The sequence below is a fragment of the Sphingorhabdus sp. genome (genome assembly GCF_046154385.1).
GTDB lineage: Bacteria > Pseudomonadota > Alphaproteobacteria > Sphingomonadales > Sphingomonadaceae > Sphingorhabdus_B.
Map to the genome: position 1 here is coordinate 66,531 of NZ_JBJXFW010000052.1, position 16,129 is coordinate 82,659.

Annotated in this window: 15 protein-coding genes; 7 read left to right on the forward strand and 8 right to left on the reverse strand. The window is 55.8% G+C overall.

Annotated elements, in window-relative coordinates; genetic code table 11:
- Entirely contained in the window at positions 1-1,536 is a 1,536-nt protein-coding gene (locus ACKVOS_RS11850) for an acyl-CoA ligase (AMP-forming), exosortase A system-associated (protein WP_409212207.1), read from the forward strand.
- 42 nt (positions 1,537-1,578) lie between these two features.
- Here the strand turns inward: ACKVOS_RS11850 and ACKVOS_RS11855 are convergent, their stop codons facing one another.
- Entirely contained in the window at positions 1,579-2,382 is an 804-nt protein-coding gene (locus tag ACKVOS_RS11855) for a hypothetical protein (protein WP_409212208.1), read from the reverse strand.
- A 187-nt stretch (positions 2,383-2,569) separates the two neighbouring features.
- On the opposite strand from ACKVOS_RS11855, the gene ACKVOS_RS11860 reads away from it, so the two are divergent.
- On the forward strand, positions 2,570-3,796 hold the full coding sequence (locus tag ACKVOS_RS11860) for a pyridoxal-dependent decarboxylase, exosortase A system-associated (RefSeq protein WP_409212221.1): 1,227 nt from the start codon (positions 2,570-2,572) through the stop codon (positions 3,794-3,796).
- Here ACKVOS_RS11860 and ACKVOS_RS11865 read toward each other — a convergent pair.
- The 3 genes from ACKVOS_RS11865 to ACKVOS_RS11875 form a co-directional block, all read right to left on the reverse strand.
- Positions 3,793-3,987, reverse strand: coding sequence for a zinc-finger domain-containing protein (locus ACKVOS_RS11865; protein WP_409212209.1), 195 nt, complete (start codon positions 3,985-3,987; stop codon positions 3,793-3,795). The genes ACKVOS_RS11860 and ACKVOS_RS11865 overlap by 4 nt on opposite strands.
- Positions 3,988-4,026: 39 nt before the next feature.
- Complete coding sequence (locus ACKVOS_RS11870) at positions 4,027-4,503, reverse strand: DUF4402 domain-containing protein (protein WP_409212210.1); 477 nt, start codon at positions 4,501-4,503, stop codon at positions 4,027-4,029.
- 122 nt (positions 4,504-4,625) lie between these two features.
- Positions 4,626-5,138: a DUF4402 domain-containing protein gene (locus ACKVOS_RS11875; RefSeq protein WP_409212211.1), complete on the reverse strand. Its 513-nt coding sequence runs from the start codon at positions 5,136-5,138 to the stop codon at positions 4,626-4,628.
- A 112-nt stretch (positions 5,139-5,250) separates the two neighbouring features.
- Between ACKVOS_RS11875 and ACKVOS_RS11880 the strand changes: the two genes are divergently transcribed.
- The 3 genes from ACKVOS_RS11880 (at position 5,251) to ACKVOS_RS11890 (ending at position 9,196) form a co-directional block, all read left to right on the forward strand.
- Positions 5,251-6,201, forward strand: a complete 951-nt coding sequence (locus ACKVOS_RS11880) for an ABC transporter ATP-binding protein (protein ID WP_409212212.1) — start codon at positions 5,251-5,253, stop codon at positions 6,199-6,201.
- Positions 6,202-6,267: 66 nt separating this feature from the next.
- On the forward strand, positions 6,268-7,905 hold the full coding sequence (nadB, locus tag ACKVOS_RS11885) for an L-aspartate oxidase (RefSeq protein WP_409212222.1): 1,638 nt from the start codon (positions 6,268-6,270) through the stop codon (positions 7,903-7,905).
- A gap of 49 nt (positions 7,906-7,954) precedes the next feature.
- A complete protein-coding gene (locus ACKVOS_RS11890; RefSeq protein WP_409212213.1) occupies positions 7,955-9,196 on the forward strand; it encodes a dipeptidase in 1,242 nt (413 codons plus the stop codon).
- Between the two features lie 51 nt (positions 9,197-9,247).
- Here ACKVOS_RS11890 and ACKVOS_RS11895 read toward each other — a convergent pair whose 3' ends face one another.
- From ACKVOS_RS11895 to hflK, 4 genes are all read right to left on the reverse strand, one after another.
- Positions 9,248-10,450 (reverse strand): M20 family metallopeptidase, encoded by a 1,203-nt coding sequence (locus ACKVOS_RS11895; RefSeq protein WP_409212214.1) that lies wholly within the window; start codon positions 10,448-10,450, stop codon positions 9,248-9,250.
- A gap of 43 nt (positions 10,451-10,493) precedes the next feature.
- Positions 10,494-11,981, reverse strand: coding sequence for a trypsin-like peptidase domain-containing protein (locus ACKVOS_RS11900; protein WP_409212215.1), 1,488 nt, complete (start codon positions 11,979-11,981; stop codon positions 10,494-10,496).
- Positions 11,982-12,109: 128 nt separating this feature from the next.
- A complete protein-coding gene (gene hflC / locus ACKVOS_RS11905) occupies positions 12,110-12,940 on the reverse strand; it encodes a protease modulator HflC (RefSeq protein WP_409212216.1) in 831 nt (276 codons plus the stop codon).
- A complete protein-coding gene (gene hflK, locus ACKVOS_RS11910; protein WP_409212217.1) occupies positions 12,940-14,079 on the reverse strand; it encodes a protease modulator HflK in 1,140 nt (379 codons plus the stop codon). Before hflK ends, hflC begins: the two co-directional genes overlap by 1 nt.
- Before the next feature lie 71 nt (positions 14,080-14,150).
- On the opposite strand from hflK, the gene ACKVOS_RS11915 reads away from it, so the two are divergent.
- Together ACKVOS_RS11915 and ACKVOS_RS11920 are read left to right on the forward strand one after the other, a co-directional pair.
- Positions 14,151-15,122, forward strand: a complete 972-nt coding sequence (locus ACKVOS_RS11915) for an Mrp/NBP35 family ATP-binding protein (protein WP_409212218.1) — start codon at positions 14,151-14,153, stop codon at positions 15,120-15,122.
- Positions 15,119-16,129: molybdopterin cofactor-binding domain-containing protein (locus ACKVOS_RS11920; protein WP_409212219.1), on the forward strand; the 1,011-nt coding region annotated here is incomplete at its 3' end. The genes ACKVOS_RS11915 and ACKVOS_RS11920, both read left to right, overlap by 4 nt.

The window sequence follows — 16,129 nt, forward strand, 5'->3', positions numbered from 1 at the left end:
ATGATCGACTTGCCAACTTTCCCGCTCGACCATCTGCCCCTGTTCGGGCAAGCCGATGCGCCTGCGCTCGTCATCCGTGACAAGGTCTATAGCTATAAGGAGTTAAATCTCCGTATCGGTCGCCTGGCTGCCTGGCTGGTCACGCGGGATGTATCGGCGGGGGATCGGGTTGCAACATGGCTTGGCAAAAGTGAGATTGCCTGCCTGATGCCCCTTGCGTCGGTCCGCGCCGGGTTAATTCATGTTCCGGTCAATCCGCTTTTGAAAGCAGCGCAAGTCTTGCACATCATGGCCAACAGTGGGGCGCGTTTGCTGGTGACCAATTCCGCGCGCGCCGCAACTTTAGGGGCGTCTTCTGTTTCGCCATATCTGGTCGATGAAAAAGCGGTCCAAGCCATAATTGACGATGGCGCGTCTCCGATAATGCCACCGCTATCTGTCGATACCGATCCCGACACATTGGCGGCCATATTGTACACAAGCGGTTCAACGGGCCATCCCAAAGGTGTCATGCTTTCACACGCCAATTTGGCACTTGGCGCCGATAGTGTAGCTCAATATTTGAAGCTTTCGTCTGACGACACAACGCTTGCGGTCCTGCCCTTAAGCTTTGATTACGGCCAGAACCAGTTGCTTTCAACATGGCGCGCGGGCGGCTGCGTCGTGCCGCTCGATTATTTGACCGCGCGCGATGTTATAAAGGCGTGCGCGAGGCACAATATCACAACACTCGCGGCGGTACCTCCCTTGTGGGTGCAATTGCTCGAGCAGGTTTGGCCCGCCGAAGCCACGCAAAATATGCGCCGCTTGACGAATTCCGGCGGCGCATTGACGCCCAGCCTTGTAAAAATGCTGCGCAGCATTTTTGGCAGAACATGTGACATTTTCGCGATGTACGGATTAACCGAAGCCTTCCGCTCCACCTATCTGGATCCTGCCTTGATCGATAATTGTCCGACCAGCATGGGTCGCGCCATTCCTTATGCAGAAATCATGGTTGTGGCACCGGACGGCACCGAAGCCGGGCCGGATCAAGCGGGTGAACTGGTCCATGCCGGGCCGCTGGTCGCCATGGGTTACTGGCAAGATGATGCGCGAACTGCCGAACGGTTCAAGCCTGCACCTGCTTTTTCGAATTATGGCGGCATGGCGGTCTGGTCAGGCGATACTGTCCGGCGGGACGGTGACGGCTTGCTCTATTTTATCGGGCGCGACGATGCGATGATCAAGACAAGTGGGAACCGCGTGTCGCCGACCGAAATTGAAGAAGCTGCGGTCGAAAGCGGATTGGTCGCCGAAGCTTGCGCGCTTGGTCGCAAGGACGACCGGCTCGGCGCAGCGATTGTTCTTTTCGTGCGGGGCGATGGAGATGATGACCGGCTAAAGGCACATTTGAAAGCGACGCTGCCGAATTTCATGCAACCGGCCGAAGTGGTGTGGCTGGATATGTTTCCTAAAAATGCTAATGGCAAATTGGACAGAAATATTTTGGCTGCAGGTCTTCACCCCGTCGGTCAACGCATGGCAATCATCTAAGCTCCCTGCCGAATCCGGATAGGGATTCGGCAGAGCACATTTTTAACGACAGTTGCGAGGCCGTGTGCTTTGCACCGCATCTACGAAGCCATTTCGTGTGTTCACCGTAATGCATTGCTCCGAAGCAGCGCGCCACCAGGTTGTGTAGCGTCCTTCATATTCGGTCTGGTCGCTGCCCTTAACCACAAAGCCGCGTTGGATCAGCGAAGAATTGGCCGAACCCTTGGACTGACCTACCAGGTCGTTGACATACACATTGCCTCTATATCCGCCGCCATTGCCATAGCCGGGGCGATAAGGCGTTTCGTGTCCACGTTGGCGCACACCCTGTTCAAATCCGCTCGAATAGGCATCGGATCGATCATAATTGTGGTAGGAATGATTATATAGTCCGTCGCGATAGCCACGCTCATATTGCGCCTCGCGATTTGAATCGTCATAATGGTTGCGGTCGTCATGGTGGTCGGATTTATGGGCAAGCGCCAAAACGCCGATCAAAGCGGCCGCCCCGATAGCAACCGCGGCCGTTTTGTCTCCGCTGCCAGATTTTTGGCCGCAATCCGATGCCGATGCGGTGTTTACCGATTCGTACCGGCCGTCATATGTCGCTACGCTGACACATTCCTTTTTTGAACTGTTCCACCAATAAGTCCATTTCCGGTCATCGCGCGTCGTGGTGCTGGTGTTGTAGTAGCCGCGCGACTCCATCTGCTCTTCCCCACCGGCAGCGCGCGCGCCGACAAGGTCCGAGAGTGAAGATGGTGTTTTCGCATAAGTTGGAACGGCATTGAATATCAGTGCGATAGCGGTCGCATTCGCACATATTTTAGTCGCAAATTTTGCCATATATTTTCTCCCGTTTGAATAATCTTCCCGAGTTTTGTGACCATTTCCAATTCTATCCACGAGACTCGCCCCGGTCTCTCCCGTGCAGATTATAAGGGTATAAGTTACAATTCCACGGCTATATTTTCGCCGATATTCCGTGGCTTGATTATCGAAACCTTTACCCGAGCGGCTTAAGATGCGGCGCATGAAGGCAACCGGACCTATTCCCGCTGGCTACGGCATGGCAGACGGCGAGCTCGCAATTGGCGGGGTTTCCGCGTCTGCTTTGGTCGAAAAGGCCGGTGACACCCCGCTTTTTGTCTATTCGTCGGCCCATTTGCGGCAACGCGTAGAAGAACTGAGGGCGGCCATGCCTCGGCGACTGGCATTGCATTATGCCATGAAAGCCAATCCTTTCCCGCCATTGCTGGCGTTAATGCATGCTTTGGTAGACGGCTTCGACGTGGCGTCGGGCGGGGAGCTTGAAATGGCGCTCGATGCCGGTGCCAACCCGGACAAAATCAGTTTCGCCGGCCCGGGCAAACGCGACCGCGATCTGGAACGGGCGATCACCTTGGGCGTCACCCTTAATTGTGAAAGTGAAGGCGAAGTTGCGCGCGCGTTAACTATTGGCGCAAGGCTCGCCACAACGCCGAAGCTTGCCGTTCGCGTAAACCCTAGCTTTGATCTGAAGGGATCGGGCATGAAAATGGGGGGCGGTGCCAAGCCTTTTGGCGTTGACGCTGAACGCGTACCCGCATTGGTAAAGCACATCACAAATGCAGGCGCGCAATGGCAAGGTTTTCATATCTACGCCGGCAGTCAGGCATTGTCCGCGGACGCGATTATCGCGATGCAGGCGCAAACGCTGGATTTGGTCGTGGAGCTTACTGACGCGATCGGCATGTCCCCAACAAAAGTCAATCTGGGTGGCGGTTTTGGCATTCCGTATTTCCCCGGCGATACACCGGTTGATATCGGCGCTGTTGGTATGGCTTTGGAAGCGCGCTTTAGCCGTTTGCCAAGCAGCCTTGCCGATACGCATTTCTGCATTGAACTTGGCCGATATATGGTCGGAGAAGCCGGAGTTTATCTGACCCGGATCGTTGATCGCAAGATCAGTCACGGGGAACTGTTTCTGGTCACCGATGGCGGTTTGCATCACCAGTTGGCCGCCAGCGGGAATTTTGGCACCGTTATCCGCCGCAATTATCCCGTTGCTGTCGCAACACGTGTCGCTGCAGAACCCGAAGAAGTTGCGACGATTGTCGGATGCCTGTGCACGCCGTTGGATAAATTGTCCGACAGCGCCCATTTACCGCGCGCAGATGCAGGTGATCTGGTCGCGATTTTCTGTGCAGGCGCTTATGGTGCGAGCGCGAGCCCTGCGAATTTTTTGGGGCAAGGACCCGCCGCGGAATTACTCGTTTAACCTTTTCCGTTATCCGCAGGTCCACCAACGAGCACATATCGCCTATCGCAATAGCCGCAATCGGCATAGCCTTTGTCGTCTATCTGTAACCAGACGCGGGGATGCCCTAATGCTGCGGGGATATCACCGCTGCCATCGCATGCAATACGGGCTTCACGGACGCGGATGGTTTCGGGCTGAAAATTGCTCATCGGCGGCGCTTAGCAAAAGCGCGTTACGGCTGCAACGGTTCAGAAATAATTGAGGGTGATTGACCAGTTGCCGGTATATTTACCGGCGGCTTGATTGGCACCTACTTCCAGCGTCGCGCCGACTGGAAATGTAAAAATTCCGTTGGCCGCGGCAATCCGAAAACGCAGGGGTGCCGTGGTTAGAACTGCGGTTGGTGTGCTGCCGATCACAAAAGTCCGCACCCGCATTGGTGCACCAGGCCCGGTAATCAGAATGCTGTTTGCGCCCAGCGAAATATCGACACGCTGGTTAAGGGTGCCTTGCCCCGAAAATGTGGCCGTGCTTTGGCCGCCACCGACAAGTACAATACCGTTGTTCGTGGTACGCGCGCCTGTTGGCGCCATGACAACGGTGCCCGCAACTGTTCCTGGAATGAGCGAACCAAAATCCAAATTGTTATCGATGACAAAAGAAAGAGGCCGGACGACCGTAATTTCAGCGTTGGCTGGTTCGGTTTCGGCAAAAGCCGGCGTCATCCCGCTGACTGCAAAAACCGCAGCAACCAACTTGGCCAGCTTTACTGGAAATTTATTTTCTGCCCCACACATGTTCGGTGGAATAGACTGCGAACTGTAAAGATATTCTAAAAATCGCATTTTTATAGGAAATTGACCGTAACCGTGAAATCACCCTGATACAAACCAGCCGCCTGCGATGGTCCGACACGCAACCGGCCACCGACAAAGAACGACAATTGCCCGGTTGGACCCATGAACCGAAGTGGCGTTCCGTTTTGCTGGAACTGGTCAAGTAGCATCTGTTCGCTGCCTGAAACACGGACCAGCTGGATATTGCTGGGCAGGTTTATAAGGACCAAGGTAAGCGGTGCGGCCACGACATTAAACTGGGCGCGGGATACCGATCCGCCAACGGGGATCGCATTGCCCGCAGATACGATGATGGTATCGCTGGTTGGCGGTATGCGTAACCGGCTTTGCACGGATCCGGTGATGACCGAGCCGAAATCAAGGCGCGATGTATTGGTTACCAGACCGGGATTGACGATTTGTGTCTGCGTGTCTCCCGGCAAGGCAACAGCGCCCTGCGCGTAAAATAAAGCGCAGCCAAAGGCGAATGCCCACTTTGATTTATGAAAAGCCCCACTGTCCACATGACCTCATTATCCCGAAGGAATGCGCATTTGGTGTTCGAAAAGGGTGAATGAACGGTAAACCATGCTTCCCATCATTGCACCCGGGACGTCGCTTCGCTATCGCAGGGGCATGTCCGATAAAGCTATAACTATCCAGAACCTCTCCAAAAAATATGCAGGTGGCAAACAGGCGTTGGATGATGTCAGTTTTGATGTCGCGCAGGGATCTATTTTCGGGTTGCTTGGCCCAAATGGAGCAGGAAAGTCCTCGCTCATCAACATATTGGCAGGGCTCGTGATGAAATCGTCGGGAACGGCGTCGATCTGGGGCTTTGACATTGATGCCAATCCCCGCAATGCGAAGGCGTCTATCGGGATCGTGCCTCAGGAAATCATGTTCGATCCCTTTTTTACGCCAAAAGAAGCGCTGGAATTGCAGGCAGGATTATATGGCGTGCCAAAGGCGAAGCGTAAAACCATGGAATTGCTTCGCGCTGTTCGGTTGGAGGACAAAGCCGATGCATATGCGCGCACATTGTCCGGCGGTATGAAGCGACGTTTATTGGTTGCCAAAGCCATGGTGCACTCACCGCCGGTCATCGTGCTTGATGAACCGACGGCAGGGGTCGATATCGAACTGCGCCAACAGTTATGGGATTATGTCGTCGAACTGAACCGCGAAGGCGTAACGGTCGTTTTGACAACACATTATCTGGAAGAGGCAGAGCAGCTGTGCGACCGGATAGCGATTATCAATCACGGCAAGTTGATCGCCAATAAACCAACCAAAGAACTGGTCGGCATGGCGCGAGAAAAGGCAGTTGTTCTGACTCTCGACCGCGATGTAACTGAACCCCCGAAGCATGCGGCCTTTGAAAAGTCGGAGCTGTTGGGTGACCGGACGGTTGAAATCACCTACAACAAAGACCGGATGAACGCAGGCGAAGTGCTCGCTGCCATGCAAGGCCTTGGCCTTGGCATAATTGATGTGACGACGAAGGAGGCGGACCTTGAAGATGTGTTCCTGCGCCTAACCACATCACCCTCCCCCGACCCCTCCCGCAAGCAGGAGGGGAGTTAGAGTTGGCTGGGCTTGAACGAATAGTCCCCCTCCCGCTTGCGGGAGGGGTTAGGGGAGGGTGAGTCGATTGGAGCAACCCATGTTTTCAAACCGCAGGTTCATGAGTTCTCGAATGAAGGGGCGACGTTGATGGAGGCCGATGTACTCATCATTGGATCGGGCGCGGCTGGTTTGACCGCGGCGTTGCAGCTTGCCCAAAAGTATAAGGTTGTCGTTTTGGCCAAAGGCGCCCTATCCGATGGGGCAACGGCGTGGGCGCAAGGCGGCATTGCGGCGGTTTTGGAACCGGGCGACACGTTTGAAAGCCATATCGAGGATACGATGGTTGCAGGTGGCGGGCTGAACAACCGTGCTACAGTCGAATTTGTTGTCGAAAATGCACCAGAAGCGATCGAGAGGCTCGCAAAGCTCGGCGTTCCGTTCAACCTGGAAGGCAATGACCGGCATTTGACCAGGGAAGGCGGGCATAGCCATCGCCGGATCGTTCATGTCGATGACGCAACAGGTTGGGCGGTGCAACAGGCGTTGGAGGCGGCTGCCAAATCCAATCCCAACATAACGCTGGTGCCCGACAGGGTCGCAATTGATTTGATTTTGGGACGGCATCAACAACGATTTTCCACATCCGGTCGTATTCACGGTGTCTATGCGTTGAACCGCAAGACGGGGAAAGTGGAAACCTTTACGTCGCGCGCGACAATATTGGCCTGTGGGGGGGCAGGACGTACATATCTATATTCCACTGCACCTCGGGGAGCGACCGGCGACGGCATTGCGATGGCCTGGCGTGCGGGCTGCCGCATTTCCAACATGGAATTCATGCAATTTCATCCCACATGCCTCTATAATCTGGAGGTCAAGAATTTCCTGATTACCGAAGCTGTGCGCGGAGAGGGCGGGATATTAAAAAATCCGAAGACCGGGCATCGCTATATGCCCGACTATGACGAACGCGCTGAACTTGCCCCCCGCGATATCGTCGCCCGCGCCAATGACGCCGAGATCAAGCGCGATGGTCTGGACTTTGTGCATCTGGATATAAGCCACAGGCCACCGGAATTTGTGAAAGAGCATTTCCCGAATATCTATGAAAAGCTGATGGGTTTGGGCATCGACATCACGCGCGATCCCATTCCGGTTGTTCCCGCCCAGCATTATACATGCGGCGGCGTGCTCGTCGATCTCGACGGCCGGACAGATGCCCCGGGTCTGTATGCCGCAGGCGAGGTTACCCAGTCGGGGTTGCACGGTGCCAACCGGTTGGCTTCCAATTCCCTGCTTGAATGTTTTGTTTTTGGTGACGCATGTGCGGCCCATATTGACGCCAATTGGGCGCGCTTTCCGAAACCTCCGAAGGTACGTCCGTGGGATGAAAGCCGCGTTACCGATAGCGATGAAGAGGTCGTGATTGCCCAATGCTGGCGGGAGATTCGCCAATTCATGTGGAACTTCGTCGGCATTGTCCGCACCACCAAGCGACTAGAACGCGCGCAGCACCGGATCGATCTGTTGCGTCGCGAGGTCGCCGATTATTACAGCCATTTCCGGGTTACCCCCGATCTGATCGAATTACGCAATTTGGTCGAAGTTGCCGACCTTATAATAAGGTCGGCATTGGCGCGTACCGAAAGTCGGGGCTTGCACTATACACTCGACTATCCGGAATTGGCAATGGAAGCTGTCGATACTGTATTGGTGCCCTGAGCTGGCAAAGATTCGGGCCAGCCGACCAGAGCAAAAAGGGAGCGATGTGATGTCCGGTCAAAAAGGCGTATATGCGGCGAGTGGTCTCAGTTTTCTTCGGGGATTGCTTTTGCCGGCGCTCCTTCTGGGTTCCGCACCTGTGATCGCGGCGACACCAGAAGAAACAGCACGGGAGGTCCTTTCAAAAACCCCGATCATCGATGGCCATAACGACACCCCGCACCAGATTGCGGAAGTGTTCGGCCGGGACTTTTCTAAGTTTGACCTGAGAGGTCTGGCACCCGATACGCTGGCCAAAACACACACGGACATACCCACATCGCGGGCCGGATTTTTAGGCGGGCAATTCTGGTCAGTCTATGTCGACGCCGCTTTACCCAAGCATGAGGCGGTAACGCGGACTATGGAACAAATAGACGTCGTGCGCCAGATGATCGCACGCTATCCCGATGCCTTTGCGTTTGCAGACACCGCAGCTTCGGCCGAAGCGGCGATGAAAAAGGGTAAAATTGCATCGCTGATTGGCATGGAAGGCGGGCATTCTATCGGAAATTCGCTAGAGATATTGCGTCAGATGCATGCCCTCGGCGCACGTTATATGACCGTCACGCACAGTCTGACGACCGAATGGGCCGACAGCGCCACGGACATGCCCAAACATGATGGCCTTTCGCCCTTCGGCTTTGCAGTGATTGCCGAGATGAACCGTCTCGGTATGATCGTCGACCTGAGCCATGTGTCGGAAGCCACAATGCATGATGTGCTCGACAAGGGCAAAGCCCCCGTTTTGTTTACACATAGTAACGCCCGGTCGGTGACCCCGCATCCACGCAACGTACCGGATTCCGTGCTGAAACGTTTGCCGCGTAATGGCGGGGTGGTGATGGTTACCTTTGTTCCCGGCTTTACATCGCCGGAACGCCGCCAATGGGAATATGATCGCGCCGCAATTGCGGGCCGTGCCAAATTGGAGTTCACCGGAAATCCGGCGGGAGAAAGAGCTAAGGTAGATGCATGGATCGCCGCGCATCCCCAGCCCAAGGCGACACTGGCGCAGGTTGCCGACCATATTGACCATATCCGCAAGGTTGCGGGTATCGATCATATCGGAATTGGCGGCGACTTTGGCGGCGTGGACGAGCTTCCGATGGGACTGGAAAATGTATCCACCTATCCGGCGCTTTTTGCCGAGTTGGTGCGGCGGGGTTATTCGAAGGCCGATCTTGCGAAAATTGCACAGGGCAACACCTTGCGGGTGATGCGCGGTGTCGAGGCGGCGGCTGAAAAATAGTCTCACACGAAGACACGAAGCAACGCTTCATGCGTCTTTGCGTGATAAAAACTATTCAAACCCGTTCGTCAAAAACCGCTCCGCGATCGCCGCATGTAACGCTGCGCCGCGGGCCATTACGCTGTCGTCGAGGACCATGCGGTTGGAGTGAAGTCCGCAGCACGAACGCCAGTCGTCGCCTTCGTGGCTGGCGCCCAGGAAGAACATCGCCCCGGGGACTTTTTCGAGGACATAGGCGAAATCTTCGGCGCCCATAATGGGCGTGTCGAGTGTGATCCAGCTTTCTTCGCCGAACATATCTTCAATGACCGATTTGCCGAACTGGACCGCGCGCGCATCGCATAAGGTAACGGGAAATCCGGGCTCGATATGCACTTCGGCCGTGCACCCGTGGGCGGCTGCAATGTTCGGGGCGAGCCGGTGTAAATTTTCGGCCACTTGCGCCCGCTGACGGGGTGACAGGGTCCGGATCGTGCCCAGCATATGCGCGGTTTCGGGAATGATATTGTTGGTCGTTCCCGCCGAGATCTTGGCAATGGTCACAACGGCTGGGTCGAAAACGGACACATTGCGGGTCACCATCGTCTGGATCGCGGACACTATTTCGCAGGCCACAGGTATCGGGTCTGTAGCATCGTGCGGCATGGAGGCATGGCCACCTGCGCCCTTGACCGTGATACTCAACACGTCGGAAGACGCCAGCAAGGGCCCCGCCCTGCCGGTAAAGACGCCGCGCGGGGCGTTGGGCATGATATGCAGGGCAAAGGCCGCGTCGGGCATGGGATCGATCAGACCGTCATCCAGCATGAAGCGCGCGCCGTGATGACCTTCCTCGCCCGGTTGGAACATGAATTGCACTGTTCCCGCAAGTTCATCGCGCCGCGCACATAGCATCTTGGCCGCACCTACCAACATGGCGACATGGGTGTCATGCCCGCAGGCGTGCATTGCACCGTCGGTTTTAGAGCTATATTCCAGCCCGGTATCTTCATGGAGTGGCAAGGCATCCATATCGCCACGCAGCAGAACCGTGCGGCCATTCGCCGGACCTTTCAACGTCGCGATCAAGCCCGTCGTCGACGGCCCTTCGCGCAGTTCCAGCGGCAAGCCTGCGAGCGCAGCCTTTATTTTGGCGAGCGTTTTGGGATTTTGCAGGCCAAGTTCAGGCTCTGCATGAATAGCCCGTCGCAGTTCGACGAGATCGGAAAGGATGGCTTCGGCATCATCACGCCAAGGGGTGTCTGTCAGGTTCATGGAAGCTGACTAACACCCGCTGGCGGTGATGAACAAGTAAGGATTATTCCTCGATACGGACCGTAGCATATTGCGTCGTTCCGCCCCGGCGCTTGACACCAAGAAGGATTGCGCTGCGCCCGGCGGCCTTTGCTGTGCGAATGGCAGCGGCAAGAGCGGCCGGGGTTGCAACCGGTTGATAGGTTGCCGACACGATCACGTCGCCGCGACGCAAACCAGCCTGGGCACCGTTGCCTTGGCCTGCAATATCGATAACGACACCTTTGGTGTCGCTACCCATGCCCAATTGTCGCGCAATTTCGGGATCGAGAGGAATGACACTCAGGCCGATGGCGTCGCGGATTACCTTGGCATCCGGGCTATCGGTATCCTTGTCAAAATCCTTGTTTTCTTCCGGATTGAAATTGCTTTGCGCCAATTTCTCTTCCGGCGGACGGGTGCCGACGGTTGCGGTCAGTCGCATCGGTTTGCCTTCGCGCAAGATGTCCAGCGGGATGCGGGTGCCTGGCTTGATGTTGGCGACAATGTAGGACAATGTTGCTTCGGGCGACACTTCGCGACCGTCGACTTTCAGGACGATGTCGCCTTCTTTCAGTCCGGCTTTTTCACCGCCTTCACCCGCGACGACGCGCGCCACAAATTCACCACGGTTTTTTTCAAGACCAAGCGCATCGGCCAGATCTTCTCCGACAGGAGTGATGCTGATTCCCAAATAGCCACGCTCGGGTCGAACGCCCTTTTTCAATGATTCGATCACAGGCGCGGCTTCTTCTGCGGGAATAGCAAAGCCAACCCCGATATTGGCACCGATTGGGGAAATGAGGCGATTGTTGATACCAATTACTTCGCCCTTCAAATTGAAGAGAGGTCCGCCGGAATTGCCGGGATTGATGGCGGTGTCGGTCTGGATGAAGCGATCATATGCGCCGCCGGCACCGATATTCCGTTGCAATGCCGAAATGATACCCGCGGTTACAGAGCTGCTGAGTCCAAGTGGGTTACCGATTGCAATAACCCAGTCCCCGACTCGGCTTTTGGTGGAATCTGCCATTGCCACAAATGGAAGATTATTTGCTTTGATCTTGAGCAAGGCTATGTCCGATTGCGGATCGCGGCCTACGATGTCGGCGGTATATTCTTTGCCGTCGAACAAAGTAACCGTGACCTTGTCAACGGCATCACCGGCCGGCCCGCCTGCAACAACATGGTTGTTCGTAACAATATAGCCATCGGCTGAAATCAGGAAACCGGACCCGCCGCTTGCCTGTTCCTGGGTTACCGGTCGCCGTTCGCCGGTGAATGGGTTAAAGCTGGTCGCGACCTGAACTTTTTGCTTGGTCGAAATATTGACGACTGCCGGTTGCAGTTGCACGACCAGGTCCGCAAAGCTGGCTGGAGCACCGGCTGGAGCGAGATTGGCTTGCGCTGAAACGGGCAAGGCGTTTTGCGCCGTGACCGGTGATCCGTTGACCAGTGCAAAGGCACTGCCAGTGAGTAAAAGAGCTGTGGTAGCTGCATAAGCGTAACGCACGGGTTTCATTCCTCTCGTCTATCTAACAGGGGCACAATGCCCGAAAACTTGCCATCCGTTGGCGTGGCTAAGCTTAACGCCAATTGAATGGGTGCCGGACCAACCGGCGAATGTCGTTTGCCGTTCGACTAACGACCGTTGCGGAACTTTTCCAAATACGCATTTTGCGGAGACAAAATGATATTGGTCGAACCTTCGCCATTCTGGAATGTCTGGCGGTAACTTTGCATCGCACGATAGAAATCGTAGAATTCCGGGTCCTTGCCATAGCTGATAGCGTATATGCGCGCGGCCTCTGCTTCGGCCTCGGCACGGATAATCTGTGCTTCTTTCTGGCCTTCTGCGTCGATGGCAATTGCTTCCTGGTTTCGGGCCGACCGCATCCGGTTATAGGCCGATTGCAATGTTGCCGCTGGCAAATCGGCACGTTTGATCCGCACGTCGATAACTTCTGCGCCATATTTGCTGGCTTCACGATTGAGTGCGGTCTGGATATTCTCCATGACCTCACCGCGTTCAGCGCTCAGCAAAGTTGCAAATGTTCGCTTGCCAAGCTCGTTGCGTAACGAGGAACCCAAAATAGTACGCAACTGGTCACGCAGCCGGTCTTCGGTGCGGATAGTACGATACATCTGGTCTGGTTTGGTTACGCGGAAACGGGCGAAGGCATCGACTTGCAGCCGGAGCTGGTCGGTCGACAATACTTCTTGTTGCTCCATTTCAACGCTGAGCACCCGCTTGTCGATCAATTGGATCTGTTCAACCAACGGTATCCGGAATGTCAGTCCGGCCCGTGTTTTGCCAAAAACCTCACCTTTGCGATACGGGTTCACAACGCGATCAACCTTGCCGTAGCTGCTGATGATGGCTTGTTGGGTTTCGGGTACGATTGTGATCGACATGCTAAGTAAAATCAGCGCAGCCAGAGCAGCAAGGCCCAGATATAGAGGATTTCGCATTACTTTTTCCCCGTCACGGTCACGGTTTCATTTTTAGGCGCCGCCTTTTTTTGGAACTCAGGCAGCGGCAGATATGGGGTGACCCCGCCGGTTTCGACTATGGTCTTGTCGACCTTGCCCAATACCTGCTCCATCGTTTCGTAATAAAGCCGTCTTTTGGTGACTTCGGGCGCTTCACGATATTGGACATATATTTTATCGAATTCGGTTGTTTCACCAATCGCCAACTCGGTCACACGGCTGGCATAAGCGCGCGCATCGTTCATATAGCTTTCGCGTCTTTGCTGCGCCGCGTTCACTTCTCGGAACGCGTCATTGACTTCTGCCGGGGGGTCCGATTGCCGGATCGAAATGCTCTGCACCAAAACGCCCGAGCGATATTCGTCAAGCACCTGTTGCATCCGCCTGCGAACCTCAAGCTCGATGGCACCACGGCCTGGCCCGATGGCTTGGGTCAGGTCATAATTGGCAACCGCTGCACGCATTGCGCTTTCCGCGACTTCCTTGACAGTTGCATCCGCGTTTTCAAGCTGGAACAGGTAAAGTTCCGGTTCTTTGATCGACCAACGCACATCATAGGCCATGTCTATAATGCTCTGGTCTTTTGACAGAACCAGATTTTCACTACTTGCCTTTGGCGATCCGACGGCGGTTGTCTGAATCTGTTTGGTATCGACTTTTTGAATCGTCTCAATCGGCGCAGGAAAGGTGAACTGGATGCCGGGTGGCACGGTCCGCGCATATCGGCCCAATTGCGTTACCACGCCTTCTTGTTCCGGACCAATCCGGTGGACACTGCTCCAAACCAGCCACAACGCGACAAACACACCAATGATTATCGGCCACCAGCTTTTTCCGTCGCTGCGCGGGGGCAATCCACTAAATCCGCCATTTTTGCCGCTACTGGCGCGGCGCAGCAAATCCTCAAGCGAAGGGCCACGTTGGCGACCGGTTTGTCCGCCGCGAATAGGAACCGGGTCCCAGGGATTGGAAGGCTCCGGTTTTGAGCCGTTATCGCCCGATCCCGAACCATCAGCCTTGCCACCTTTACCGGTATCGCCCGACGCGGGCGAATCCCAAGGTCCCTTGCCATCAACTGCCAAAATACTGCTGCCCTGTGTGTCGATTTTTTTGCTCATATTGTCTTTATAGGAACGGTTTTTCAGAAAAACAGTGTCAATCCCGCAATTACGATTCTATTCGGGCGGAGATGACCGAATTTGACGCATATCTTGATATAATTGGACGTGTCGCGGGCGCACGCGCCAGCGGCGTCAAAGCGGCCGACAGCGCGGTGTCTCTTATGCTCGATGTTGCGGGTATGACCGCCGCCGAGCGTGAGGAAATAGACGCCGAACTGAAAGCGGCGTTGGCTGCTGCGGGTGCGCAGTCCGTGCGGGTGATGATGACCGCAGAGCGCATCGCGCCGCGCCTGATCGCAATAGCCAGCGGTAAAGGGGGTGTTGGCAAATCCACGCTCTCGACCAACATGGCGGTAGCGATGGCACGCGCCGGACGGGCGGTTGGGCTAGTCGACGCAGATATTTACGGCCCCTCGCAAACGCGCCTGTTGGGTGCGGAAGATTCCAAGCCCGAAGCCGCCGACAAAAAAATGTTTCCAGTGCGTGGTGCTGGCAATGTACCGTTCCTGTCCATGGGCCAGCTAGTGAAGCCGGGTCAGGCAGTGGCATGGCGTGGCCCGATGGCGGGCAATGCGCTGTCGCAGTTGATAGATGCGCATTGGGGGAACGTGCGCGACATCATCGTCGATTTGCCGCCGGGGACGGGCGACATTCAGTTGTCGATGATCCAGAAACACAAGCCCATCGGTGCGGTCATCATCTCGACGCCGCAGGATCTGGCGCTGATCGATGCTGCGCGCGCAATCAGCTTTTTTGATACCGCGAAAGTGCCCATTATAGGTCTTGTCGAGAATATGGCCGGCTATCTTTGCCCGCATTGCGGCGAAATGAGCGAGCCCTTCGGTTTAGGTGGTGCAGAAGCGGCAGCGAAGGAGCTCGGGATCGACTTTCTGGGTCGAATCCCGCTCGACATGGCAATCCGTACCGCGAGCGATGCGGGCGAGCCACCTGCGCTGGGCGACGGACCCATTGCCAAGGCGTATGCGGCTATTGCCGACAAGGTCTCGGACTGGATCGACCGCCAGAAAGCCGCTGCATGAGGGCGGATTCAAAGGAAAGAATCGAAATCTCGCGTCGGAAACTGCTGGTAGGTGGCGGGCTAGGCGTAGGTCTTCTCGTGGCATGGAGCCTTTGGCCGCGCAGGTACCAACCCAATTTGCGCGTTGCGGAAGGCGAGCATCTGTTCGGGCCCTGGCTAAAGATTGCCGAGGACGGCAAAGTCATTATCGCCATTTCGCAATCTGAATCTGGACAAGGCGTCTACACCGCGCTGGCGCAAATCGTTGCGGGCGAATTGGGTGCAGACTGGCGCTCGGTGGCGGTACAGCCCGTTTCTGCTAGCCCACTATTTGCAAATGAGTTGCTCGCCCGCGAATGGGCGCCCGCTTTCTGGCCCGAATCGCTCAATCCGCAAAATATTGGTATCGCAACCGAGGGCATGGTTACCGAACAGGCGCGGCGTGGCAATTTCGTGATTACCGGCGGCTCATCCTCCATCCGCCAGTTCGAACAACCGTGCAGGGAAGCAGGGGCAATCGCGCGGGTTTTACTGTGCCAAGCAGCCGCGGCGCGCTGGGACACCGACTGGGAGCAGTGCGAGACCGACAAGGGTTTTGTTGTCTTTGGCAAGAAGCGGCTCGCGTTTGCAGATCTTGTGATTGAGGCTGCCGAACTAACACCGCCCGATCCGATCCCTTTGCGCCCGAGCCCGCGCAACCATCTGTCAGGCCGCGATGCACCACGCCTCGACCTGTCCGCAAAGGTGGATGGCAGCGCCAGCTTTGCAGGCGATATACGACTACCAGATATGCTCTATGCTTCGGTCAGGGCAGGACCGATAGGCAACAGCCGCTTGAAATCAGCCAACAGCAAGGCCGCGTCAAAAATTCGTGGGTTAATCAATGTGGTCCGAACCGACCACTGGATTGCTTCGGTTGCTACTAACTGGTGGGCGGCCAATCAGGCGCTTGATGCAATGGCTCCCATATTCACCACCAAAGGCGTCATGGCCGACAGCGCCCAAATGATGCAGTCGCTTTCCGATGCC